The organism is Silvania sp. (genome assembly GCF_051656365.1).
GTDB classification, from domain to species: domain Bacteria; phylum Pseudomonadota; class Gammaproteobacteria; order Enterobacterales; family Enterobacteriaceae; genus Enterobacter; species Enterobacter hatchlandensis.
Window position 1 is genome coordinate 161,314 of sequence record NZ_JBOGBT010000035.1, and the last position, 22,985, is coordinate 184,298.

30 protein-coding genes and 1 tRNA gene are annotated in these 22,985 nt (G+C 55.2%); 3 read left to right on the forward strand and 28 right to left on the reverse strand.

Going from position 1 to position 22,985, the window contains the following annotated elements:
* Positions 1–7 precede the first annotated feature (7 nt).
* The 19 genes from ACRDD5_RS06925 to actS all read right to left on the reverse strand — a co-directional run bounded on the left by ACRDD5_RS06925 (position 8) and on the right by actS (position 12,354).
* A complete protein-coding gene (locus ACRDD5_RS06925; protein WP_438676298.1) occupies positions 8–343 on the reverse strand; it encodes a phage tail assembly chaperone in 336 nt (111 codons plus the stop codon).
* A complete protein-coding gene (locus ACRDD5_RS06930; RefSeq protein WP_438676299.1) occupies positions 331–609 on the reverse strand; it encodes a hypothetical protein in 279 nt (92 codons plus the stop codon). Before ACRDD5_RS06930 ends, ACRDD5_RS06925 begins: the two co-directional genes overlap by 13 nt.
* A complete protein-coding gene (locus ACRDD5_RS06935; RefSeq protein WP_167347883.1) occupies positions 606–779 on the reverse strand; it encodes a hypothetical protein in 174 nt (57 codons plus the stop codon). Before ACRDD5_RS06935 ends, ACRDD5_RS06930 begins: the two co-directional genes overlap by 4 nt.
* Before the next feature lie 132 nt (positions 780–911).
* Complete coding sequence (locus ACRDD5_RS06940; protein ID WP_438676300.1) at positions 912–1,466, reverse strand: zinc ribbon domain-containing protein; 555 nt, start codon at positions 1,464–1,466, stop codon at positions 912–914.
* Positions 1,467–1,544: 78 nt separating this feature from the next.
* Entirely contained in the window at positions 1,545–2,537 is a 993-nt protein-coding gene (locus tag ACRDD5_RS06945; protein ID WP_438676301.1) for a helix-turn-helix domain-containing protein, read from the reverse strand.
* Complete coding sequence (locus ACRDD5_RS06950) at positions 2,528–2,989, reverse strand: ProQ/FINO family protein (RefSeq protein WP_438676302.1); 462 nt, start codon at positions 2,987–2,989, stop codon at positions 2,528–2,530. The genes ACRDD5_RS06945 and ACRDD5_RS06950 overlap by 10 nt, the downstream gene beginning before the upstream one ends.
* A gap of 11 nt (positions 2,990–3,000) precedes the next feature.
* Positions 3,001–3,450, reverse strand: a complete 450-nt coding sequence (locus ACRDD5_RS06955; RefSeq protein WP_438676303.1) for a single-stranded DNA-binding protein — start codon at positions 3,448–3,450, stop codon at positions 3,001–3,003.
* Between the two features lie 190 nt (positions 3,451–3,640).
* Positions 3,641–6,421, reverse strand: coding sequence for a DUF927 domain-containing protein (locus ACRDD5_RS06960; RefSeq protein ID WP_438676304.1), 2,781 nt, complete (start codon positions 6,419–6,421; stop codon positions 3,641–3,643).
* Positions 6,414–6,767 (reverse strand): hypothetical protein, encoded by a 354-nt coding sequence (locus tag ACRDD5_RS06965; protein ID WP_438676305.1) that lies wholly within the window; start codon positions 6,765–6,767, stop codon positions 6,414–6,416. The genes ACRDD5_RS06960 and ACRDD5_RS06965 overlap by 8 nt, the downstream gene beginning before the upstream one ends.
* Positions 6,764–6,973, reverse strand: coding sequence for a hypothetical protein (locus ACRDD5_RS06970; protein WP_438676306.1), 210 nt, complete (start codon positions 6,971–6,973; stop codon positions 6,764–6,766). The genes ACRDD5_RS06965 and ACRDD5_RS06970 overlap by 4 nt, the downstream gene beginning before the upstream one ends.
* Positions 6,970–7,152 (reverse strand): hypothetical protein, encoded by a 183-nt coding sequence (locus ACRDD5_RS06975; protein WP_181819681.1) that lies wholly within the window; start codon positions 7,150–7,152, stop codon positions 6,970–6,972. The genes ACRDD5_RS06970 and ACRDD5_RS06975 overlap by 4 nt, the downstream gene beginning before the upstream one ends.
* Positions 7,149–7,694, reverse strand: a complete 546-nt coding sequence (locus ACRDD5_RS06980) for a host cell division inhibitor Icd-like protein (RefSeq protein ID WP_438676307.1) — start codon at positions 7,692–7,694, stop codon at positions 7,149–7,151. Before ACRDD5_RS06980 ends, ACRDD5_RS06975 begins: the two co-directional genes overlap by 4 nt.
* The gene (locus ACRDD5_RS06985) at positions 7,687–8,295 is read right to left on the reverse strand and encodes a BRO-N domain-containing protein (protein ID WP_438676308.1); all 609 of its coding nucleotides are present in this window, start codon (positions 8,293–8,295) and stop codon (positions 7,687–7,689) included. Before ACRDD5_RS06985 ends, ACRDD5_RS06980 begins: the two co-directional genes overlap by 8 nt.
* Positions 8,296–8,306: 11 nt before the next feature.
* A complete protein-coding gene (locus ACRDD5_RS06990) occupies positions 8,307–8,756 on the reverse strand; it encodes a hypothetical protein (RefSeq protein ID WP_438676309.1) in 450 nt (149 codons plus the stop codon).
* Complete coding sequence (locus tag ACRDD5_RS06995) at positions 8,756–8,953, reverse strand: helix-turn-helix transcriptional regulator (RefSeq protein ID WP_438676310.1); 198 nt, start codon at positions 8,951–8,953, stop codon at positions 8,756–8,758. The genes ACRDD5_RS06990 and ACRDD5_RS06995 overlap by 1 nt, the downstream gene beginning before the upstream one ends.
* Positions 8,954–9,170: 217 nt before the next feature.
* The gene (locus ACRDD5_RS07000; protein WP_438676311.1) at positions 9,171–9,947 is read right to left on the reverse strand and encodes a hypothetical protein; all 777 of its coding nucleotides are present in this window, start codon (positions 9,945–9,947) and stop codon (positions 9,171–9,173) included.
* A 142-nt stretch (positions 9,948–10,089) separates the two neighbouring features.
* A complete protein-coding gene (locus tag ACRDD5_RS07005; RefSeq protein WP_438676312.1) occupies positions 10,090–11,304 on the reverse strand; it encodes a tyrosine-type recombinase/integrase in 1,215 nt (404 codons plus the stop codon).
* A 164-nt stretch (positions 11,305–11,468) separates the two neighbouring features.
* A tRNA-Gly gene (locus ACRDD5_RS07010) sits at positions 11,469–11,542 on the reverse strand.
* 80 nt (positions 11,543–11,622) lie between these two features.
* The gene (gene actS / locus ACRDD5_RS07015) at positions 11,623–12,354 is read right to left on the reverse strand and encodes an amidase activator ActS (RefSeq protein ID WP_271281621.1); all 732 of its coding nucleotides are present in this window, start codon (positions 12,352–12,354) and stop codon (positions 11,623–11,625) included.
* 184 nt (positions 12,355–12,538) lie between these two features.
* On the opposite strand from actS, the gene idi reads away from it, so the two are divergent.
* The gene (gene idi, locus ACRDD5_RS07020; protein ID WP_271281620.1) at positions 12,539–13,090 is read left to right on the forward strand and encodes an isopentenyl-diphosphate Delta-isomerase; all 552 of its coding nucleotides are present in this window, start codon (positions 12,539–12,541) and stop codon (positions 13,088–13,090) included.
* A 49-nt stretch (positions 13,091–13,139) separates the two neighbouring features.
* On the opposite strand, the gene lysS is transcribed toward idi, so the two are convergent.
* From lysS to xerD, 5 genes are all read right to left on the reverse strand, one after another.
* A complete protein-coding gene (gene lysS, locus ACRDD5_RS07025; protein WP_271281619.1) occupies positions 13,140–14,657 on the reverse strand; it encodes a lysine--tRNA ligase in 1,518 nt (505 codons plus the stop codon).
* A 9-nt stretch (positions 14,658–14,666) separates the two neighbouring features.
* Positions 14,667–15,765, reverse strand: a protein-coding gene (gene prfB, locus ACRDD5_RS07030; RefSeq protein WP_271281618.1) for a peptide chain release factor 2 whose coding sequence is annotated in 2 segments (ribosomal slippage) — positions 14,667–15,689 and positions 15,691–15,765 — 1,098 coding nt in all. Because the reading frame shifts where the segments join, the coding sequence is not laid out codon by codon here.
* Positions 15,766–15,855: 90 nt separating this feature from the next.
* Entirely contained in the window at positions 15,856–17,589 is a 1,734-nt protein-coding gene (gene recJ / locus ACRDD5_RS07035; protein ID WP_438676313.1) for a single-stranded-DNA-specific exonuclease RecJ, read from the reverse strand.
* A 5-nt stretch (positions 17,590–17,594) separates the two neighbouring features.
* A complete protein-coding gene (gene dsbC / locus ACRDD5_RS07040) occupies positions 17,595–18,308 on the reverse strand; it encodes a bifunctional protein-disulfide isomerase/oxidoreductase DsbC (RefSeq protein WP_271281616.1) in 714 nt (237 codons plus the stop codon).
* Positions 18,309–18,333: 25 nt separating this feature from the next.
* Complete coding sequence (gene xerD / locus ACRDD5_RS07045) at positions 18,334–19,230, reverse strand: site-specific tyrosine recombinase XerD (RefSeq protein WP_271281615.1); 897 nt, start codon at positions 19,228–19,230, stop codon at positions 18,334–18,336.
* A gap of 101 nt (positions 19,231–19,331) precedes the next feature.
* Between xerD and fldB the strand changes: the two genes are divergently transcribed.
* Positions 19,332–19,853, forward strand: a complete 522-nt coding sequence (gene fldB, locus ACRDD5_RS07050; RefSeq protein ID WP_271281614.1) for a flavodoxin FldB — start codon at positions 19,332–19,334, stop codon at positions 19,851–19,853.
* 4 nt (positions 19,854–19,857) lie between these two features.
* Here the strand turns inward: fldB and ACRDD5_RS07055 are convergent, their stop codons facing one another.
* Together ACRDD5_RS07055 and sdhE are read right to left on the reverse strand one after the other, a co-directional pair.
* Positions 19,858–20,274, reverse strand: a complete 417-nt coding sequence (locus ACRDD5_RS07055) for a protein YgfX (protein ID WP_271281613.1) — start codon at positions 20,272–20,274, stop codon at positions 19,858–19,860.
* Complete coding sequence (gene sdhE, locus ACRDD5_RS07060) at positions 20,255–20,521, reverse strand: FAD assembly factor SdhE (RefSeq protein ID WP_271267176.1); 267 nt, start codon at positions 20,519–20,521, stop codon at positions 20,255–20,257. The genes ACRDD5_RS07055 and sdhE overlap by 20 nt, the downstream gene beginning before the upstream one ends.
* A 305-nt stretch (positions 20,522–20,826) precedes the next feature.
* Here sdhE and ygfZ point away from each other — a divergent pair, with 305 nt between their 5' ends.
* Positions 20,827–21,807, forward strand: a complete 981-nt coding sequence (gene ygfZ / locus ACRDD5_RS07065; protein ID WP_438676314.1) for a tRNA-modifying protein YgfZ — start codon at positions 20,827–20,829, stop codon at positions 21,805–21,807.
* A 32-nt stretch (positions 21,808–21,839) separates the two neighbouring features.
* On the opposite strand, the gene trhA is transcribed toward ygfZ, so the two are convergent.
* Both trhA and yqfB read right to left on the reverse strand, forming a co-directional pair.
* Positions 21,840–22,499, reverse strand: a complete 660-nt coding sequence (gene trhA / locus ACRDD5_RS07070; protein WP_438676315.1) for a PAQR family membrane homeostasis protein TrhA — start codon at positions 22,497–22,499, stop codon at positions 21,840–21,842.
* A gap of 165 nt (positions 22,500–22,664) precedes the next feature.
* On the reverse strand, positions 22,665–22,976 hold the full coding sequence (gene yqfB / locus ACRDD5_RS07075; RefSeq protein WP_271281610.1) for a N(4)-acetylcytidine aminohydrolase: 312 nt from the start codon (positions 22,974–22,976) through the stop codon (positions 22,665–22,667).
* Positions 22,977–22,985: the final 9 nt, after the last annotated feature.

The following is a 22,985-nucleotide window of genomic DNA, read 5'->3' on the forward strand; positions in this document are numbered from 1 at the left end:
CCTCCTGTTAATGATATCGGTCACGAACGCCTGACCAGGCGGCCGGTGCTGCCGATCCGATTCTATGACCATGTGCCTGGCTGACTGCCTGTCCCCACGCCTGCAGCACATCATTGAGTGCGCCGGGATAGTTATCCGCAAACAGCCGGGCCGTATCCGCGTTAAACGGCATATCGGCCTCCCAGTCTGCAATCATGAAAAGCAGCGCTTCGGCGGTGGTGGGGGTGGGTTGATTCGGAGCGGCATGGAGTTCGGCAAGGGAGGGGATCTTAAACGTCAAAGTAAGCGGGGCGGGTTCGCCGCCCGGCTTAGTGACGTAGACGGCTTTTTTCACCGTCTCCATGACTGCTGCCCCAGCGTTGTTTTGATCAGGTCGTTCACAGCCTGATTTACGACATCGACATTGGCTGTGCTGCTTTCCACCTGGATATAACTGCGATCCCCCACTGACACGTTGAGGTTTTCCAGCTTCTTGCCCAGGGCATCCGGTAACTCGCCGCCGAAACGGTGATTAATGGCGGCCACCAGCTCGGTGCGGAATGCTTCGCTTTTATTGATGCCATGTCCCTGCCAGAGATGGCGCTGATCTACCTGAATATCTAATTTCATACGTAACCTTCCTGTTTGAGAATTTTTTCCATCAGCCCGCGCGCAATAGCGTTAAGAGTCGGGGCCACGTTGAGAGGGGATTTGCTGCGCTCGCCGTCCTGTATGCGCTTGATGACTTCCATCTGCTCTTTGGTAAGCAGGATGGGTTTGAAGTTCGGGTTGTACGCCATAACTGACCTCACTGTATATTTATCAGGGTCAATAATATTTCATAAAACGCAACACAACCACAATTCATTGCGAAAATCGGCACAATAGGCACAAAAAAAAGCCACCTGCTGGTGGCTCGATTTCACGCTACTTCAGAAATATTTTTTGAGCTCAGTCATGAAAGGCTCACGGACTCCGCTTGGTAACTGATTCTTAACACTATCAATATCTGTCCATGTATGATTCCAAACTTCTGCAGGATCCATTCCCGGGTGCGCTAGTTTTAATTTCTCCGCGAGGGTTTTAACTGCCCCACCATTAACTGAAAACCCAGATGAGCCATCCCTTACAAAGAACTCATCAAAACTCATATCTGTTGCTTTGAATTCTGCAGCTCGCTTACTGGCGATGGTTTCGGCGACCATACTCCCGCAGTGCTTACACTTGATAGCTTCGCTCTGGATCAGCTCCGCGCAAAACGGGCATTTCACCAGCCCGGCTGCAGAAGATGAACCTTTGCCAAAAATCAGCATGAGAACGCCCACCAGCACGATCAGCCCACCAATAATGATGTGGTTTTGCCGTGAAGCCATCAGGCCGATATTGTTCACCCTGCCATATCCGGTATCAACGCTGACATCGATGTTTAACGCCACCACTACCCAGAGAACGCCGATCACCAGCGCGAAAAAACCCAGCTTTTTCATTTTGTTTGCCCTGCTGTGAAAGAATACACGCATCATATCAGGGGGATTTTGCACCCCCTATGCAATTTTTATTTCCCGTCAGCTATCCAGATCCGCGGTCCCGCCCACCAGGTTAAGCAGGATGTCGTCGAGCTCTTCCCTCGCTTCGCGCCGTTCGCTGGCCAGCAACCATTTCAGCACGTCCACGGCCTCGCGCTGGTGGCGGGGCCGGAGAGTTATCAGCTTTTTATCCAGCCAGTCCTCCCGGTCGCTGACCTCCTGCCGATGCTCCGCGCCGTACTGCCAGCCCAGCTCCTTGCTGGCGGTGTGGCGCATCTCATACAGCCAGTTCCAGTATTCGAACTCACGCACCACGTCAGAAAGGGTATGCGGATCGGGCAGAACGTCGCAAAAACCGCTGTGCGCTTCGCTGCGGGCATTCTCAACCTCAAAATAGCGATCTGCGCCGGATATGGAGTTGCTGGGCGCCTCCTCCTCAGTCATGCCAAAGCTGTCACCCACCAGCAGCGCCGACTGGTCAATCAGCAGTTCTGCGGCCACCGGCTCCATAGCGGCATCATAGCTGCCGTAATGCGCCCTTACCTGGCGGGCGCAGTCGATGTTGCTTCTGGCCAGACTGAGGAAGTGCTGCGGGTTATCCATAAACAGCGTGCCGAACGCCACGTTTAGCAGGTCTGTGCCATTGAGCACCAGCCAGTCCCGGTACCGCTTCTCTGCGTCCTTCGGTTTGATGTTCAGCTTCTGCAGGGCTTCCTCGGCGGCGGCCAGGTGCGCCGGTTCGTTCAGCCGGATCACCTCCAGTACCCAAAGATAGGCGTCGGTCTGCTTATGCCCGGTTACCACTTTCTGCGGCGGTAGCGGCTTCACAGTCGCCAGTTCGCTGCTGTGTATCGGGGCCGGGATGGTGAACAGCGCCGCGTGGGCTGGGTTGTCATCAAACAGGCCGCTGCGTTTGCAGACGGCGCGCACCGTAGTGGTTTTGATGCCCAGCTCACCAGCAATACGGCCATAACCCAGGCCCCGGAGTTTAAGGCGGATGATCTCCGCCTTTTGCTCTGTAGTTAGGCGCATCCTGATACCCCCTTTTTTTTCGTGGCTGCCAGGGTAACAAGTGCCCGTTGCTGTTGCTCCACCGTCACTTCCCCGGCGGGATCCCCGGCAAGGTTATAGCGCGGCCCACCAGCGGCCAGCGCTTTCAGATAGGATGTGCGCCGGGTGTAGATGGCGATGGCGGCCCGCACCCTGGCCCCGCCGGTAATGCCCCGGGCGCGCATGTCGGCGGCTATCAGTTCGGCAGCACCCACCACCAGCGGGCGCGGCGCGTCCAGATTGAATGCTGTAGGCCAGTGAGTAATCAGCAGCTCCATCTTTTTGCGGTTGTACCGACTGCGCTTTGTGCCTGCTGCTGCGCCAGCGCCTGCATGAGCCGCTTTCTCTGCTGAGTCCGTGTTACGGGGTGGTTTTGCCGCTGCGCCTGTTGTGGCGCGTTTCAGGCTCAATACCGGGCGTTTCTGTTCTTCCATTTTCGGCATCCTCAGAAGGGGATCTGATCGTTGTAGGGCTGGCTCTGGTCATAATCGTCGTAGCCCTGCGCTGGTGGTCGCGGTTCCTGCGCGCGGCGCAGCGCGTCGGTTGCCTGCCCCTGCTGGCCTTTCTTCCCGCCCGGGCGCGCCGTTCTGGCGCTGATCACGCTGTCGGCGATCACCTGATACCCGGTCTGTGTGCCGCCGTCGTTACCCGTCCACTGGTTCACCTGCATATTGCCTGCCACGCTCACCAAGTCGCCCTTCTGGTGCTTTGCCAGCGCCTCGGCCTGTCTGCCGAACGCGGTAATCGCCAGCCAGAAAGTGGCCTCGCCGTTCTCTGCTTTCTGACACGGCAGCGTCACCGCCATGCGGGTAAACGCCATCGGGTTGCCATTGCCGGTGGTGCGGCTCTGTACATCCGCTACCAGCCGACCGTATGCTGAAATTTGTGCTGTCATGGGTGAAATCCTCACGCTAAAGAGATAAACCGGCACGTTTCAGGCTGTTATGCGGGATAACCTGGGATAACTCTGGGATAAACTCATAAGCATTAAACTCCTGTTATATAAGTAATCTCTTGTCAGTTATCCCGCTATCCCACTTATCCCAGCCATTTACGCACGTATAAGGGAATTGCTACTGGCTGGATTAATCCTCTTCGACATCCACCAGCACAACAAACCTTTGCTGCGTGCCGTTAATGCTGATGGTTCTACTATCCAGCCGCCCCTTCTCTTTCCGAACGAGCATGCCGGCATCTTCCAGCGCCTCGCCCCCCAGTTTTTTCTGGATACCGCAGAGGATCTCCACCTCAAACACGGAAGGGATGATGTGGTACTCCTTACGCCCGTCCTCCCGGCGACCATCCACCAGATACCCGGCAAGGTTCTGGATACGCTGTGCGTGGGTCTGATCCATATTCCCGTTAACCTTGCTGGTGGTGTAAGGCTGGAATCGTGAGAGGCCATAACGCTGGATGAAGTCACGCGCACGCGTAACCACCTGGTGCTTTTCACGATTGCCCAGGCCATAGCTTTCCAGCCAGTCATTAAAGCTCCGGCGAACGGCGGCACTGCACGCACTGGCGCACCACCCGGTTAATGGTGCTGACAACGTGGCGGCAGCATCCAGCAGGGCAAATCGCGTGGCCACACGTTTAACCTGCGGCGACGCGCCTACGGGCAGACTGTTTATCCACTCTTCTTCTCGAGCATTCACCATCCGGATGGCGGATTCTTTATCCGCTGCCAGGAGTGCGATCCACTCGCGCCCGACAGCACCGCAGTAGCGGGCCGCTTCACGCTTAATGGCACGGGAATGCTGATCGCCATCATCCATGCCGTTGAATTCCACCGTATCCACGAAGGGTACACTGACCAGGCGCACCAGTTGCCCGGCTTTAGGGCTGATCCCGCTTTTCAGCATGAAGGTTTCGAAATCCTCTTCGCCGGTACTAAGTGCGGCCACCGTCCATCGCAGCACGGCGCGGTTACCGCCTTCTTTGGCCCCTTGTACTTTGCCCACACCGTTAAAAAGCGTGTATGCGCTGGTGGATACCTGCCGGGCATCACCGCCCTGGCCGATCTCGTCGATAGGCAAAAAACCGTCATTGCGCGATGCGGCTTCCACCGTCATCCCATAGGCGGTAGTAAACCAGGAGAGTTTCAGCATGTCAGGCACACCATAGATGCTCGATGCGGCCTCGACCGTCGTGGTCTTACCTGCCGATGACTGCGCAAACAGGTGAATGCCGAAGCAGGATCCGCCCGCCAGTGAGTTGAGAGGGGCGGCTAATGCCACTAGCGCACCCAGCATCATCGACTGATTGCCTCGCATCAGTGCCGCCACGTTCTCACGCCACTGCTTTGCGTTGCCACGCACTACATAGCCCGCCACCGCCGATGTTCCACCACTGAACGCAACCGGCATATCAGGCTGTCCGACAATCTCCCCGTCTGGCATGACGTAAGCACCGCAGTGCCAGCCGGCGGTTTGCGTGATAGTCCATTGAGTACGTTCACCATGCCGCTGCAGGTAATCACCCAGGATATCGAGCAGGGATTTGCGGGTCGTAATATTTACCCCGCGGGATCGCAACCTGGCCCATCCTGCAGGCTGCCCGACCTCACGGCGTGGTACCGCCTCAAACATTACTGCGGCGCTGCCCTCTGGCCGGAGCCGGATTACCAGATAGCTTTCACGTCCGTCCTGGCCGATCCCTACCGTCGCCAGCTCATCGCACAACCACGTTTCTTTCTCGTCGGTCTCTCCGGTATCCCGGTTATATTTCGGCTCAACCCAGTACAGGCCGCCATGCCGAAGACTCACATAAGGCTTTTGCACGTTTGGTTTATGCCTGGTATGAGAGCCAATCTCAATTATTTCCGCTGGCACAGTCACTTTTTCTCCTTGCGGCAGGTATAGCGATTCGTTGAATGTTGCGCTGGCTGACTGGAGACCATCACGCTGGCGCAGATCATCCCAGTCGGCCTTTTCTTCGCCCGGCGGTAGCGCCACCTGTCCGGAGACGAGTTCAGCGGCGCGTTCTGCGCTGATTCGTCCGGTGTTCACCATGGATTTCCCCTGCTCATCCAGTTCTCCCGGCGCGTGCCAGTCGTTATCCGCGGCAATGACGATCTGTGCCTGCGGGTATTGCTGGCGCATCACCTGCGCCACGGGCAGCAGATTCCCGGCGTCAATCGCCACCACCGCCAGCGCGTCGGGGCGCATCAGGTGAACAGACAGGACGGTTGCGAGCCCTTCACCGATAATCACTGTCTGCGGCGAATGAGCGGGGTTAATGACGTGATATGCCCCCTTTTTCGCCGAACCGGTAAGCAGACGTTTTTCACCATCAGCCGTAATGGTCTGCGCGGCAGCTGTTGCGCCGGATTCATTCACCAGGGTCAGTACCAGGGCCCCATCAGGCAGGATCGGATAGGTAAACCCGGGCAGCCCCTTGCCAGCCAGGTAAGCGGATTCAGCAGGTTGTGCCTGCGCCGTCAGCGCCGTCAGCTTAGAAGAGAAGCGCGCCGTGCGCGCCGCCTGCTCCAGGGCTTGCTGCTGCGCCAGCGCCGCCCGGCGTTCTGCCTGGTCCTTTTGCTGCTGGGCACCACCCTGGCTGGTGGAATTGCGTACGTCCTGCACGTTCATCCCCAGCGCATCAGCCACCAGCTGAGCGGCCCGGGTGGCGTCACAGCTGTTCACTTTTTTCACCAGCTCCAGTCCGTCCCCGGCACCGCAGTTATTACAGAAGTGCGCACCACGCCCGTCATCATCGAATCGGAAACGGTCTTTACCACCACAGGCAGGGCATGCAACCTGCGCACGGGGCGAGGCGGGAACGTCGATTCCCATCAGCGAAAGAACATCAGGCCAGCGCCCGGCAGCGGCATCGGATACCTGCCGGATCATGTCGATACTACGCATGGAAAATGCCTCCTTTCGACAGGCTGTCGCTCATATCCCGCAGCATATCCAGCCAGATTTCATGGCCCCATTGGGTCAGCAAACCATTAGCCAGGCAGCCGGTCAGCAGCTCCGTGGCCACCGCCTCCCAGTGGGTGTATTCCTGTTCAATCGGAGAGAGCATCCAGCTATCCACCAGCAACAGAATCCCGCTTTCACCGTCAGTTACCGCCACGTGGACGATCTGCCCGTTCACTGGCAGGGGAAACCACTCACCGCCATTCTCCTGGCGCAAACGCAGAAGAACCGCAGCAGCAAACTCGTTAACCAGCATGGTCAGGCGCGCATTGTGGGCTGTACGCTTCACTTGGTTTCCTCCGGCGGGGTGATCGTATAGCCGCAGCGTTTGAGGAACTGGACCATACCTGCAGGGGTAATCAGCACTTCCTCTTCAGAAAGCGGGCGAGCGGACGCTATGCCGTTGTTGGTATAAAGCTGCCAGCGGCTACCAGCCGGGAAGCTGGCAACGGTCGCAGCATCAGCGCGACGTACGAGATCGTAAATGTCGTTCATTCGCCGAACCCCGCATCGTTCAGGTTATCCCAGACGGTATGGGCCAGCCGGCGGCTGAGGGAAAGCAGTGTTTTGAGGTCGGTTTCATCTACCTTATCGCTGACCATTTCAGTGGCGATCAGCAGCGCGCACAGCTCTGTAGTGGTTTCGATTGTGTTCTGTCGCTCGGTTCTGTTCACGCTGCCACCTCCTGGCGGATGCGTCCGGCGAAGAAACAGACGTGATCGCGCGCCAGGGTACGGCGTGCTTCTCGTTCAGATACAGCAGAGATATGGTGAATAACAGGTTTGATTGTCGGGCAATCGCGGCGAACTGCGGCGATAATCCAGATAAATTGCGGATTCTGGGTAGGGGTAGTAGCCATCATGATGGCAGCCTCCTTGTACTTAATTAAGGAGTCACCACCAGAGTTTCCACGCTCGAGGGTGGTGACACTGACAGGGGTGGAAATACCGGCGTACAAGGGAACCGGCCAGCCTTTCGGCTGCCCTATCAGCGCCACCATAGAAGAATATCGACCCTGTTGGGCAATATAGAAATATGCTGGGGCTGCGACAATAAAAAAGACGCTCATGGCGTCTACAGTCGCCTTGTACAAATTCGGGTTTCCACGCCCGGCACCAGATTTTGCTGGCGCGGGATAACCATACACTTGTCGTATTGACACAGGCAAGCCCTTTTTGTGCATGGGGTGCATATTGTGGTTCACGGCATTATTCATCGGCTTCGCCCTCAACTTCCGGCAGTTGCGGCTGGTGGTCACGCCAGAGCTGCGCTTCCTCATGGCCCAAGTTCTCCTTCTCCTTCCGGCACGCCTGCATGTCGTGGCCACGCTTACTCGCCTTGCGGGTGTACTTCGCTTTGCGGCGCGTGAAGTCATTCAGGAACGCGAACGGCACTCCGTAGGAACCTGTTTTACGGATGGATGGGATCACTTGGCGGAATACCCAGTTACTGAACCGGTGCGCGAACGTGCCCGGCGTAGTGGCTTTGCGGCTCCTGGAGATCAGTTTGTAGAAACCGGATTCTGCCACAGCGTTTACCACCGGATTACCCGGGCCAGCATGAATACCCTGAATTGAAGTTAGGGTATTCTCATCGCTGTCCAGAGCCGCTACAGCTTTCGAAGGGTTGCCGATCTCCAGCGCCTTGCATACGTCCGCCGCAACAAACCATGGCTCCCCATCGATTTTGACGATCCGCACTTTGGCACCCTCAAACCTGATCACTGAAATATCGCTTTCACCAGCCCGGTAAATATCCTTCTGGCTGGCTTCAGAGTGAGCGAGGTCCTGACCGGCTAAGGTCATATTATTTTTCATCAGGATTTTCCTTATTCGGTGACGTTGTCCGGGTACAGTTTCAGAATGTCTTCAACGTCCAGCTGGTTAAGCGGCTGGTGGCCATTAATAACTGCGCTGGCATTAACCAGGGCGATCACCTTCTGCACGTCTGCGCGCTTAATGAAGCGGTAACGGAAATGGCTGCCAATACCATCAGGGTTAGCTTCGTCGATACGCTCAAATTGCATATCGAGGCGACGCTCCAGATCCGTAAGGTAATTCCGGCCAGAGGATAGGCGACAATGCCGCAGGATTTCATTTTCAGTGATGCCGTCAGCGCCAGAACGCAGAATCAGCAAACGGGCTTTATGCTTCTTAGGCACTGGCTTTGAATAGAGCGAATGGCTATCATGACCACCAGCAATATTAATTTGCGCATCAGGTACAGGTTTGTTTTGTTCACTATGACGCTCGGTAGCACGGGCGTTTTTTATTTCCATTACGCCACCTCGCCACGAGATTCAGCGATACGCTGATTTACCCACTCATCAATTTCACTCTCTACGAACGCGATAGCGCGAGAGCCAATTTTAATGGAGGAAGGGAAGCGCTTCTCACTAATCAAGCGATAGATCCACGCCTTACTGTAACCAGTGCGGCGCTGAACTTCAGGAAGGCGTATGAGTGACTTAGACATATTTACCTCGTGACGTCTATGGTGGTGTACGAGGCATATTTCAGCAGAACAAATCTTTCTAATGTGGAAGTTTCAAAAATTTAAATGGAAGTAAGATGAGTTCACTTTTGGAAGTATGTTTACTGAATTGGAAGCATGTTTATTGAACTGGAAGCGATCTGCACCGCTTGGCAGACTGTTTTGGAAGTGACAATCGCCAAGCGCCTGCAGATGGAAGTCATGAATCTGGTAATTTGGAAGTATGCTGCTTTAGCGCGTCTCGAACTAAGTTTTCTAGTGCTCTCCCAGTCACATCCACCCCCGCCCCAAATCGATTAATCGCTTGCGCGGCCCCACGTGCTACAGCCGACACATTGAGTTCGCCACCTCGCTTAAAGCTTTCACCAGATTTGCTTAATGCGATCGCCATTCCAGCAATCATCATTAAGGCTGTATCTCTTCCTTTAAAGTTATCCCACTCACAGGACTGTTCGGGGATATCAACAAATTCCTGATGATGTGATTGTGATGAGGGCGCGTACTTAGTCTCTATTGCAGACACATTAATTTTAGTTTCTCTAGTTTGCAACGTTGGGAATTCTATAACCTTCACTAATTCAGGTATAAAGTCTTCTATCTCTTCACGTAGAAAACCATTGGTATGAAGACGCTGATCAAACCAATCATCAATGCCAGGCTCTTCATCATTTCTTATAGGAAGGCATTTCATTTTAGTGATTATGTTTAATTTATCTATTAGCCACTCAGTGTTTTCTTCAACGCCACCATCAGGGAATACTGTTTCAATAGTATAAAAATCAGTGATTTTTTTAATTTCAGGTAAAAAAATCCCCATTTCAGAAATTTTCATTTTTAGCCAATTGCAAACATCAACAATTGTTGCCTCACCAGAACGTGACTCATGACGTGAAATAATTTGGAGGCGCTCGACAAGTCGACATACTGACACAAACTCAGACTCCACCTTTGAAAAATCACCTTTAATATCGAGCATTAACCACCTCACACCTCTGGTTTCACGGCCATATCTTTCCGCAGAGGACTACGGATTTTCGGGGATCAATCTAGACATAGCCTTATTCTTTGTCTGTCTACTGGAGTCTACTATGGTGTAGTAACACTGTCTATTCGTCCAGTTACGAGACTTTGCCAAACGAGCCGTGAACCACATTTCCACCCTGTTCCAGGCTATCCATATAGTCGGCATACCACTGAAGCATTTCGCGGCGGCCGTCCAGATACTGGGCGTGGTTGTACGTGCCGCGGATTGAGTTTTTATCGACGTGAGCCAGCTGCGTTTCAATCCACGCCGTGTTGTAGCCCTGTTCGTGAAGGATGGTACTCATTGTGTGGCGGAAGCCATGGCCGGTTACTCTTCCAGCATATCCAATGCGACGGATCAGAACGTTCATTGCCATCTCGCTCATTGGTTTGCTGTGCTGGATCCTGCCGGGGAAAATAAACCGGTAATTGCCGGTGATGAGCCGCAGCTGTTCCAGGATGGAGATCGCCTGGTCGGATAAAGGAACACAGTGAGGGCGACGCTTTTTCATGCGTGCTGGTGGCACTTCCCACAGACGTTTATCGAAATCTATTTCAGTCCACTCGCCCTGGCGTAGTTCGCCCGGGCGTAACCCGGTAAGAACCTGCAGGCGCATCGCCAGCTTAACAACAGAACTGCCGCTATACGTGTTCAGCGTGCGGAAGAACTCTGGAAGTTCGTCACTGGCGAGAAAAGCGTAATGCTCTTTCTTATGAGGCGCAAAGGCACTGGCTAGATCCGGGGCCGGGTTATAATCAGCCCGGCCAGTAACAATGGCGTACCGCCACACCTCACCGCAACGCTGTCTCACCTTCCTGAGTTTCTCTGTTGCGCCCCGCTCATCCAACTTCGAGAGAACGGCCATGAGCTCCATCGGTTTGATATCAGCGATCGGTCGTCGCCCGATTATCGGGAAAACGTCGGCCTCAAAGGTTTTCATCATCTCTTCGCCGTAGGACTCAGACCAGCGGTCAATGCGCTTGGCGTACCACTCGCGGGCGATCGCCTCAAAGGTGTTTTCGTTGCGGCCCTGCTTCGCCAGCTTATCTTCTTTGCGCACATCGCTGGGATTAATGCCACCAGCTACCTGCTTACGGGCATCATCACGTTTGAGCCTGGCATCATTCAGGGACACATCGGGATAAGTGCCCAGCGAAATCATCTTGGGCTTACCGTCGAAACGGTAACGGAAACGCCACCCTCTCGATCCGTTCGGCTCGATGAGCAGAGAGAGGCCATTGCCATCATTGAGTGTATAGGACTTCTCACGCGGCTTAGAGCGCCTGATTTCAAGGTCTGTGAGGGGCATTGTGTATAGTTCCAAAGTGTAGAGCGCGGGCTATACGCATTACTATACACATGAATGTATAGATTTGAGTAGACGTTAGTTTACGTCAAAATACGGAGATATTAGCGGAAGCCTTGTGATTACTGGGTTTGATTGACTTGAGTAGACGTTAAAAGAAGTGTGTTTGGAGCGGGCGAAGGGAATCGAACCCTCGTATAGAGCTTGGGAAGCTCTCGTTCTACCATTGAACTACGCCCGCTTTGAGGTGCGTAAGGCATTATAGACTTTACGCACCTTCTGACAAGACTCCCGATGACTAAGTGGCGATTAAATAGTCACTTAGCACTTCGGTTTGCTGCCCTGCGCCGGCAAGTAGCGCACCGGATCGATAGCCGTCGCCCGGTAGCGGATCTGGAAATGCAGCGCCACGGTGTTAGAGCCGGTACTGCCCATGGTGGCAATCTTCTGTCCGGCCTTCACGTTTTGGCCGTTGTTAACCAGCATCGAATCGTTATGGGCATAGGCGGTGATGTAATCCTCGCCGTGCTTAATCATGATCAAATTACCGTAGCCGCGCAGCTGATTGCCGACGTAGACCACTTTTCCCGCATCGGAGGCATACACTGGTGCGCCTCGGGTACCGGCGATATCAATGCCTTTGTTGCCGCCTTCGGAGGTGGAGTACGGCATCACCACTTTACCGCTCGCAGGCCAGACCCAGCAGCGCTGCCCGACCGGAGGCCATGACGATTTAGGCACCACGTAAGATGGCGTCACCGCGGCGGTTTTACCGCTGCTTTTCGACGAGGATTTTTTTGCAGTCGCACCGTTAACCTTCAGTTTTTGCCCCACTTCGATGGTGTAGGGCGCAGAGATGTTGTTGAGCCGCGCGAGATCCCTCACGCTGGTGCCGGTCGACCGCGCAATGCGATACAGGGTATCGCCGCGTTTAACGGTATATACAGGACCAGAATCCGATGATTGGCTGCCCGCGCAGCCTGCCAGTAGCAAGGCCAGGATCAGGCAAAACAGAGCAGAAACGGGATTTTTCGTCGGGCTTCCTGCGAACACAACAGTTCCTCGGTCGGCGTGAATGGCCGCGCTATCATAACAGCCTCACTGCCGATGCCCAAGAGCACCCTATACGACAAAAAGCCTACGGGTGATTAGGCTATACTCGCCCGGCCCGATCGCGCTGAACTTACCTGAACGCTGTAAGTCAGTCCCATCCGGCGATATCAGCTCGGGAGTCACTATGGGAACACAGGAACACGTCATTCTGGTAAACGATCGGGGCGCCGTTATCGGCACGCAGGAGAAGTACGCTGCGCACACCTCGCATACCCCCCTTCATCTGGCATTCTCGTGCTGGCTTTTCAACGCCCATGGCGAATGCCTGGTAACGCGTCGCGCCATGAGCAAAAAGGCCTGGCCCGGCGTGTGGACTAATTCGGTTTGCGGTCATCCACAGCTGGACGAAGCCCCGGAGCAGGCGCTGATCCGTCGCTGCCGCTTTGAGGTGGGTATAGAAATTACGGATATTCTTTCGGTTGCCCCGGCATTTCGTTACTGCGAAACCGACCCTTCCGGGATTGTCGAAAACGAGCTCTGCCCGGTGTTTGCCGCGCAGGCTGACGGCGCCGTGGCGATTAATCGTGATGAAGTGATGGATTATCAGTGGGTCAAACTGGACGCGCTGCTCTGCGCGTTACAGGCTACGCCCTGGGCCTTTAGCCCGTGGATGGTAATGGAGGCCCACGAGGCCAAAGCCGAGCTGCTGGCTTACGCTGCCCGCGCACATAAATAAAAAAAGCCCCGACGCGATTAACGCCGGGGCTTTTTAATAACTTAACGACTTACTTTACTGGACGCATCGCCGGGAACAGGATCACGTCGCGGATGGTGTGGCTGTTGGTGAACAGCATAACCATACGGTCGATACCAATACCCAGACCTGCCGTTGGCGGCAAACCGTGTTCCAGTGCGGTCACGTAGTCTTCATCGAAGAACATCGCTTCGTCATCGCCCGCGGCTTTCGCGTTAACCTGGTCCTGGAAGCGCTGCGCCTGATCTTCCGCATCGTTCAGCTCGCTAAAGCCGTTGCCGATTTCACGGCCACCGATGAAGAATTCGAAGCGGTCAGTGATCTCTGGGTTCTCGTCGTTACGACGCGCCAGCGGAGACACTTCGGCCGGGTATTCGGTGATAAAGGTCGGCTGAATCAGATGCGCTTCGGCCACTTCTTCGAAGATCTCGGTCACGATACGGCCCTGACCCCAGCTCTTCTCAACCTTGATACCGATGCTTTCAGCGATCGCTTTCGCCGAGTCGAAGTTATCCAGATCGGCCATCTCGGTTTCCGGACGGTACTTCTTGATAGCCTCGCGCATGGTCAGCTTGACGAACGGCTTACCGAAGTCGAAGACTTCTTCACCGTAAGGCACTTCGGTTTTGCCCAGAATATCCTGCGCCAGGGTACGGAACAGGGATTCGGTCAGCTCGATCAGATCTTTGTAATCTGCGTACGCCATATAGAGTTCCATCATGGTGAACTCTGGGTTATGACGAACGGAAATGCCTTCGTTACGGAAGTTACGGTTGATTTCAAATACGCGATCGAAGCCGCCAACCACCAGACGCTTGAGGTACAGTTCCGGCGCGATACGCAGGTACATGTCCAGGTCCAGTGCGTTGTGATGGGTGATGAACGGACGCGCAGACGCACCGCCCGGGATCACCTGCATCATTGGCGTTTCCACTTCCATAAAGTCGCGGCCAACCATGAACTGGCGGATACCGGCCATGATCTGAGAGCGAATTTTGAAGGTGTTGCGGGAGTCATCGTTAGAGATGAGATCCAGGTAACGCTGACGGTAGCGTGCTTCCTGATCCTGCAGGCCGTGGAACTTGTCCGGCAGCGGGCGCAGGGCTTTGGTCAGCAGACGCAGCTCGGTGCAGTGAATGGACAGCTCGCCGGTCTTGGTTTTGAACAGCTTACCGCGGGCACCGAGGATATCGCCCAGATCCCACTTTTTAAACTGCTCGTTGTAGATGCCTTCTGGCAGGTCGTCACGCGAAACGTACAGCTGAATACGGCCGCCCACGTCCTGCAGGGTGATGAAGGACGCTTTACCCATAATACGGCGGGTCATCATGCGGCCGGCAACGGCCACTTCGATGTCCAGCGCTTCCAGCTCTTCGTTCTCTTTAGCGTCGAAGTCAGCGTGCAGTTGGTCTGAGGTGCGATCGCGGCGGAAATCGTTCGGGAACGGCACGCCCTGCTCACGCAGTGTAGCCAGCTTCTCGCGGCGGGTTTTCAGTTCATTATTAAGATCTGCTACCGCGTCAGCGCTCTGTACTTGTTGTTCAGACATGTTGGTTCCTCATAACCCTGCTTTCAAACTTGCTTCGATAAATTGGTCCAGGCTGCCATCCAGCACCGCCTGCGTGTTACGGGTTTCAACACCGGTACGCAGGTCTTTAATGCGGGAGTCATCAAGGACATAAGAACGGATCTGGCTGCCCCAGCCGATGTCAGATTTGTTGTCTTCCATCGCCTGTTTCTCAGCATTTTTCTTTTGCATCTCCAGTTCATAAAGCTTGGCTTTCATCTGCTTCATGGCCTGGTCTTTGTTCTTATGCTGGGAACGGTCGTTCTGGCACTGCGTTACCGTATTGGTTGGGATGTGCGTAATACGCACCGCCGATTCGGTACGGTTAACGTGCTGACCACCCGCACCGGAGGCGCGGTAAACGTCGATACGCAGGTCAGCCGGGTTGATTTCGATATCGATATCGTCTTTCACTTCCGGATAGACAAACGCGGAGCTGAAAGAGGTGTGGCGACGACCACCGGAATCGAACGGACTCTTACGCACCAGGCGATGAACGCCGGTTTCAGTACGCAGCCATCCATAAGCGTAATCACCAATAATTTTGACGGTGACAGATTTCAGACCCGCCACTTCGCCTTCGGATTCTTCGATGATCTCGGTCTTGAAGCCGCGTGCCTCAGCCCAACGCAGATACATACGCGTCAGCATGCTGGCCCAGTCCTGCGCTTCTGTCCCGCCGGAACCGGCCTGGATATCGAGATAACAATCGGCGCTGTCATACTCACCGGAGAACATACGACGGAATTCAAGCTGAGCCAGCTTCTCTTCCAGCACGTCGAGTTCTGCAACGGCTTCGTTGAACGTCTCTTCGTCGTCGGCTTCAATTGCCAGCTCCAGCAGCCCGGAAACATCCTCCAGACCCTGCGCCATTTGATCCAACGTATCGACGATGGCTTCGAGAGAAGAACGTTCTTTACCCAGCGCCTGTGCGCGTTCAGGTTCGTTCCAGACGTCCGACTGTTCCAGCTCGGCGTTTACTTCTTCAAGACGCTCTTTCTTAGCATCATAGTCAAAGATACCCCCTAAGAACGTCGGAGCGCTCCGTGAGGTCCTGAATGCGGTTCTTTACCGGATTAATTTCAAACATGGTCTGTTTTCTTTTATGGACGAGTAAAATGCGGTGATAAGGGCGGAATTGTACCGGATTCACGCCCTGTTTTATAGCGGAATAGTGATGCTAAAGTGGCCAGATATGGTCGATGATGATTTGCAGCGTGCGGTTGCCGCGAAACTCGTTGATATCCAGTTTGTAGGCCAGCTCGACTTCGCGCACGCCGTTATCCGGCCAGACCGCGGTATCGACGTTAAAGGCGATCCCATCCAGCAGCGGCCCACCGCCCACCGGCTCAACCATCACTTTCAGGTGACGCTCGCCAACCAGACGCTGTTGCAGCAGGCGAAAACGCCCGTCGAACAGCGGCTCCGGGAACATCTGTCCCCACGGCCCGGCGTCGCGCAGCATCTGCGCCACCTCCATAGTCATATCGGCAGCCGCTAACGGGCCGTCGGAGATCACCTCACCCTGCAGCAGGGCCGGATCCAGCCAGTCGGTCACCAGCTCGCTGAACAGACGCTGAAACTGATCGAACTTCGCCTCTTCAAGTGATAAACCCGCCGCCATCGCGTGGCCGCCAAACTTTATCATCAGCCCCGGATGCAGCGTATCCAGCCGCTCCAGTGCGTCACGCATATGCAGCCCCTGAATGGATCGACCGGAGCCTTTCAGCGTCCCGTCTCCGGCAGGAGCAAACGCAATCACCGGACGGTGAAAACGCTCTTTGATGCGCGAGGCTAAAATGCCGACCACGCCCTGATGCCACTCCGGGTGATACATGGCCAGCCCGCCGGGCAGCGTCTCGCTGCTGCGTTCCAGCTTTTCACAGAGGGTCAGGGCCTCGGCCTGCATCCCCTGCTCAATCTCTTTGCGGGTCTGGTTCAGGGCATCCAGCTCGCTGGCCAGCACCCGCGCCTCACCGATGTTGTCGCACAACAGCAGCGCCACGCCGACCGACATATCATCCAAACGCCCCGCCGCGTTCAGACGCGGCCCAAGAGCAAAGCCCAGATCGCTGGCAGCCAGCTTCTGCGGATCGCGGTTGGAAATTTCCAGCAGTGCCTTAATGCCCGGACGGCATTTACCCGCACGAATGCGGCTCAGACCTTGCCAGGTCAGAATGCGGTTGTTGGCATCCAGCGGCACTACGTCGGCCACGGTGCCGAGCGCCACCAGATCCAGCAGCTCAGCCAGATTGGGCACCGCAATCCCGCGCGCGTCAAACCAGCCTTTATCCCGCAGCAGCGTGCGCAGCGCCAGCATCAGGTAGAACGCGACCCCCACGCCCGCCAGCGATTTTGACGGAAACGCACATTCGCGCAGATTGGGGTTAACGATGGCTTTTGCCGCCGGGAGCGTGTCGCCGGGCAGGTGGTGATCGGTGACCAGCACCGGGATCCCCAGTTTGTGCGCATGATCGACACCGGCATGGGACGAGATCCCGTTATCCACCGTCAGGATCATCTGCGCGCCGCGCGCGTGCGCCTGATCGACCACTTCCGGGCTCAGGCCGTAGCCGTCCTCAAAGCGGTTCGGCACCAGATACGCGACGTTATCGCACCCCATCGCCCGCAGGCTGAGCACGCTCAGTGCGGTGCTGGTGGCACCATCCGCATCAAAATCACCGACAACGATGATCCGTGTCCCTTCGCTAAATGCCTGGTAAAGCAGTTCGGCTGCGCGATCCACACCGCTGAGCTGCTGCCAGGGCAGCATGCCTTTTACGCCGCGTTCAAGGTCGCCCGCGTTATGCACGCCGCGACTGGCGTACAGCCGACGCAGAAGGGGGGGCAGATCGGCGGGCAGATCTGCATGTGCATCCACCTCACGGCGACGAAGCTGTATCGTTGATTTCACGTGAATTATTTACCGCCAAACTGTTTCTGGTGCGCGTCGAGGAACTCTTTCATCTCTTTCGGCCCCTGATAGCCCGGCACCACATAGCCGTTGCTCAGCACGATAGCCGGAGTTCCGGTCACGCCGAACTGCACGCCCAGCGCGTAGTGGTTCGCAATATCGATATCGCAGGAAGCAGGCTGAACGCCTTTGCTGCTCATCGCATCATCGAACGCTTTTTTGCGATCTTTGGCGCACCAGATGGCCTTCATATCCTGTTCTGGTTTGCTATTGATGCCCGCGCGCGGGAATGCGAGGTAGCGCACGGTGATCCCCAGCGCGTTGTAGTCTTTCATCTCTTCATGCAGCTTGTGACAGTAGCCGCAGGTGATGTCGGTAAACACGGTAATGACGTGTTTTTCCTGCGCAGCTTTGTAGACGATCATCTCTTTTTCCAGCGCATTCAGGTTTTTCATCAGCATCTGGTTGGTGATGTTCACCGGCTGAGCGCCGCTCACGTCGTACATCGGGCCCTGCAGAAAGTGCTTACCGTCTTCGGTGACGTACAGCACGCCGCCGTTGGTCAGCACCGTCTTCAGCCCTGCGACCGGCGCAGGTTGAATATCACTGCTGGTGACGCCGAGCTTCGCCAGCGATTGTTTAATGGCCGCATCGTCAGCGTGGGCCAGACCGGATAATGAGGCTGCCAGCAGAGAGAACAGCACTAAAGACTTTTTCATATTCATTCCTGTTGCGATTCAGCACTCACGCGCGTGGGTGATGCTGTTGGTGTAGCTGCCGCAGGCGTTCCGTCGCGACATGCGTATAGATTTGCGTCGTTGACAGGTCACTGTGCCCCAGCAGCATCTGGACCACGCGCAGATCGGCGCCATGGTTTAAAAGATGGGTGGCAAAGGCATGACGCAGAACGTGCGGCGAAAGTTTTTCACTGTCGATACCCGCCAGTGTGGCGTAATGTTTGATGCGATGCCAGAAGGTTTGACGCGTCATTTGTCGGGCGCGCTGGCTCGGGAACAGCACATCGATAGAGACCCCGTTGAGTAACCACGGACGCCCGTACTCAAGATAGTTCTCCAGCCAGTACACCGCCTCTTCGCCCAGCGGCACCAGACGCTCTTTATTGCCTTTACCGATCACCCGTACCACGCCCTGACGCAGGCTGATGTCGCTCATCGACAAGCCGACCAGCTCCGAGACGCGCAACCCGGTGGCGTATAAGACCTCAAGCATCGCTTTATCGCGTAACTCCAGCGGTTGGTCAACCACGGGCGACTGTAATAATCTCTCAATTTGCGCTTCGCTAAGATCTTTCGGCAGACGCTGCGGCAGCTTTGGCGAGGCCAGCACCGCACTGGGATCGTCCGCGCGGAATTTCTCACGATACAGATGCTGAAACAGACGCCTGATAGCGCTTAGCAGCCGCGCGGAGCTGGTGGCCTTATAGCCGCCTTCCATGCGCTCGGCCAGCAGGGCCTGCAGATCGTCACTTTGCGCGGTTTCGAGGGAGCGGCCATGATGCTGTAGCCAGGCCGTCAGCATCGCCAGATCGCGTCGGTAAGCACTGAGGGTATTTTCGGCCAGATTCTTCTCCAGCCACAGCGCATCGAGAAACTGTTCGATGAGTGCGAGATCCTTTTCCACATCAGCCCCTATGGTTCAGCAATCGGTGCATTATGCCTGAATGCGCATTGTTTCTGGTACACTACTCGCAAAGTCATAGCAAGTATTGAGACATTTTAGCGATGAATATTGGTCTGTTTTATGGTTCCAGCACCTGCTACACCGAGATGGCAGCGGAGAAAATTCGCGACATTATCGGCCCGGAACTGGTGACGCTGCATAATCTTAAAGACGACGCCCCGACGGTGATGGAACAGTACGACGTGCTGATCCTCGGGATCCCCACCTGGGACTTTGGTGAACTGCAGGAAGACTGGGAAGCGATCTGGGAACAGCTTGATTCGCTGCAGCTTGAAGGCAAAATCATCGCGCTGTACGGCATGGGCGATCAGTTAGGCTACGGCGAGTGGTTCCTCGACGCGCTGGGGATGCTGCATGACAAGCTGGCAGCAAAAGGCGTGACGTTTATTGGTTACTGGCCGACCGAAGGCTATGAGTTTACCAGCAAGAAGCCAATCATTGCCGACGGCCAGCTGTTTGTTGGGCTGGCACTGGATGAAACCAACCAGTACGATCTAAGCGAAGAGCGCCTGCAAAACTGGTGCGAGCAGATCCTGGGCGAAATGGCGGAGCAGTTCAGCTAAACCGCTACCGCCGTCCATGCGTCGGTTGTTGCGAAATCATCCGACGCAGATCCCGCCACTCCCCTTCATCCATACTGTCTGCGGATAACCATAAATGGTGGCAGCGCTGTCCGTCGCCTTTGCGCAGACGAAACATCATGCCGACATTAAGCATCCACGGGGTGCCAACAATCTCCCAGTCACTCCCTTGCCAGTGCAAGCGGGAATCCATCAGCAGTTTGATTTCACCCTGCCGGGTGTTGATGCGCCGCTGGCTACGCACGCTATCGAACACTACCAGCGAAAGTAATAGCAGCCAGAGTGGTGTGTAGCTAAGCGGCCACGGCATCAACAGGATCAACGCCGCAACCAGGCCGTGGAGCAAAAGAGACATCCACTGTGAGCGCCACGAGACGCGCAGATCAGATTGCCACAGGACCACGTTCCCGATTCCGTGTTTGAATTAAAAGCACCATCCGTTGCAGTTCGGCGTCGGCAGGTTTGCCGTGATTCATCAACCAGTTAAATAAGTCGGGATCGTCGCTCTCGAGCAGGCGGATGAACAGATGTTTATCGTCATCGCTTAGGCTGTCGTATTCGTATTCGAAGAACGGCATGATGGAAATGTCGAGCTCGCGCATGCCGCGACGACATGCCCAGTGAATGCGGGGTTTGTTACTAATATCCATGTGTTCTATTCCTGCATAACGTTGAGTTCAGGCAGTATTCTGTTCGTCTCTGCTGAAATGTGCATCAACCGTGAAGAAACTGCCCTTAGTGTAACGTGTTTTTTGCGGCTTCATTACTGCAATATTACAGACTCACAGCACGCCTTCAGAAAAAAACCGCAAAGAATATACGTGTTCATCGGTTTTGCGCTGCGTTACGCAGAACTGCGTGAAGGCACGAATAGCCTGATGAAACCACTTGCAATGGCTACAGTCTCTTTTACCATTAGGCCTTAACAAAGCGTTAAGCAATTCAGGACATCACTATGGCTTTTACACCTTTTTCTCCGCGCCAGCCTGTCGCCTCTGCGCGTCTGCCGCTGACGCTTATGACGCTTGATGACTGGGCGCTGGCGACTCTCACAGGTGCAGATAGCGAAAAGTACCTGCAGGGCCAGGTGACTGCGGACGTCAGCCAGTTGACCGAGCACCAGCACCTGCTGGCCGCGCACTGCGATCCTAAAGGCAAGATGTGGAGCAACCTGCGTCTTTTCCGCCGCGGGGCCGGTTTTGCCCTGATCGAACGCCGCAGCCTGCGCGATGCGCAGCTCACCGAGCTGAAAAAGTATGCGGTATTCTCCAAAGTCACCATCGCCGCTGATGATGAATTAGTGCTGTTAGGCGTGGCAGGGTTCCAGGCGCGCGCCGCGTTGAAAAACCTGTTCAGCGAGCTGCCAGATGGGGAAAAACAGGTCATTAGCGACGGCATCACTTCCCTTCTGTGGTTTGAACACCCTGCAGAACGTTTTCTGCTGGTCACCGACGCAGCAACAGCTGAGCGCGTTACCGAAGCCCTGCGCGGCGAAGCGCAGCTGAACAATTCCCAGCAGTGGCTGGCGCTCAACATCGAAGCGGGCCAGCCGGTTATCGACGCTGCAAACAGCGGGCAGTTTATTCCACAGGCGACCAACCTACAGGCACTCGGCGGTATCAGCTTTAAAAAAGGCTGCTACACCGGCCAGGAGATGGTCGCACGAGCGAAGTTCCGCGGTGCTAACAAGCGTGCGCTGTGGTATCTGGCCGGTCACGCCAGCCGCGTACCGGAAGCGGGCGAAGACCTCGAACTGAAAATGGGTGACAACTGGCGCCGTACCGGCACTGTGCTGGCCGCCGTTCAGTTGGATGATGGTCGTCTGCTGGTGCAGGCAGTGATGAATAACGATATGGAACCAGACAGCGTGTTCCGCGTACGCGAAGATGTGAATACTCTGAGCATTGAACCGCTGCCGTACTCGTTGGAAGAGTGAATCCTGTTGCCGGGTTTACCCGGCAATCTTATTTATACCTGCCCGACATACAAATAAATCGCCAGGAAGTGGCACACGCTGCCACCCAGCACAAAACCGTGCCAGATGGCGTGGTTGTAGGGGATGCGATTACAGACGTAAAAAATCACCCCCAGCGAATAGACCACACCCCCGACCGCCAGCAGAGTAACCCCGCCCGCCGCCAGTTTTACCGCCAGTTGATACACCACAATCAGCGACAGCCAGCCCATCGTCAGATAGGTCACCAGCGACAGCACTTCAAACCGGTGCGCGATGGTCAGTTTGAACAGGATCCCCAGCAGCGCCAGGCTCCAGATAACAATCATCAGCCCACGCGCCAGCGGTGAATTCAGACCGACCAGCAAGAAAGGCGTATAGGTGCCGGCAATCAGCAGATAGATGGCGCAGTGGTCGAATTTCTTCAACCAGGTTTTGGCCCGCTGATGCGGAATGGCGTGATACAGCGTAGAGGCCAGAAACAATAAAATCATGCTCCCGCCGTACAGGCTGTAACTGGTGATCGCCAGCGCGCTGGCGTTAGTGTCGACTGCCTGTACCAGCAGCAGCACCAGCCCGACAATACCAAACACCAGACCAATCCCGTGACTGATGCTGTTGGCTATTTCCTCAGCCAGTGAATATCCCTGTACGGTTAATGACTTGCTAACCATAGAGAACTCCAGGAAAACCTACGTGAGTAATGCATTGCAGACTATGCTAACTGAGAATGATTCCAGTGAACACCTGTTAGCTAAAATAAATATCATGTGATATTTAGACTAATACAATCATCATGTTAACAGAACATTTCAGCTAACGATCGTTCACTTAAAAAATCAAAGGCATTTAAAATCAATGACATAAAACTGCGTCTGATGCGGATAGATTTCCGCGATCACGCGCTTAAGTTCCTCACGCGTCATGTTCTCCTGCTGGGCATGTTTTTCGGTCAACGTCTCCAGCGTCACCGTCGAGGTGTCCGTCACCTCAATGGTGCAGAAGTACTCCTGATCCTCAAAACGCCCAACCCGCAGAATATCGCCCGCTTTGAAATGCGCTTCACTCTCGTCGCGGATTGTGATGGTTTTACGCCCGGCCAGAATGTCATCCTGAAAGCGCTGAAAAAAAGTAATGTCGTTTGGCTGCATGTTATTATT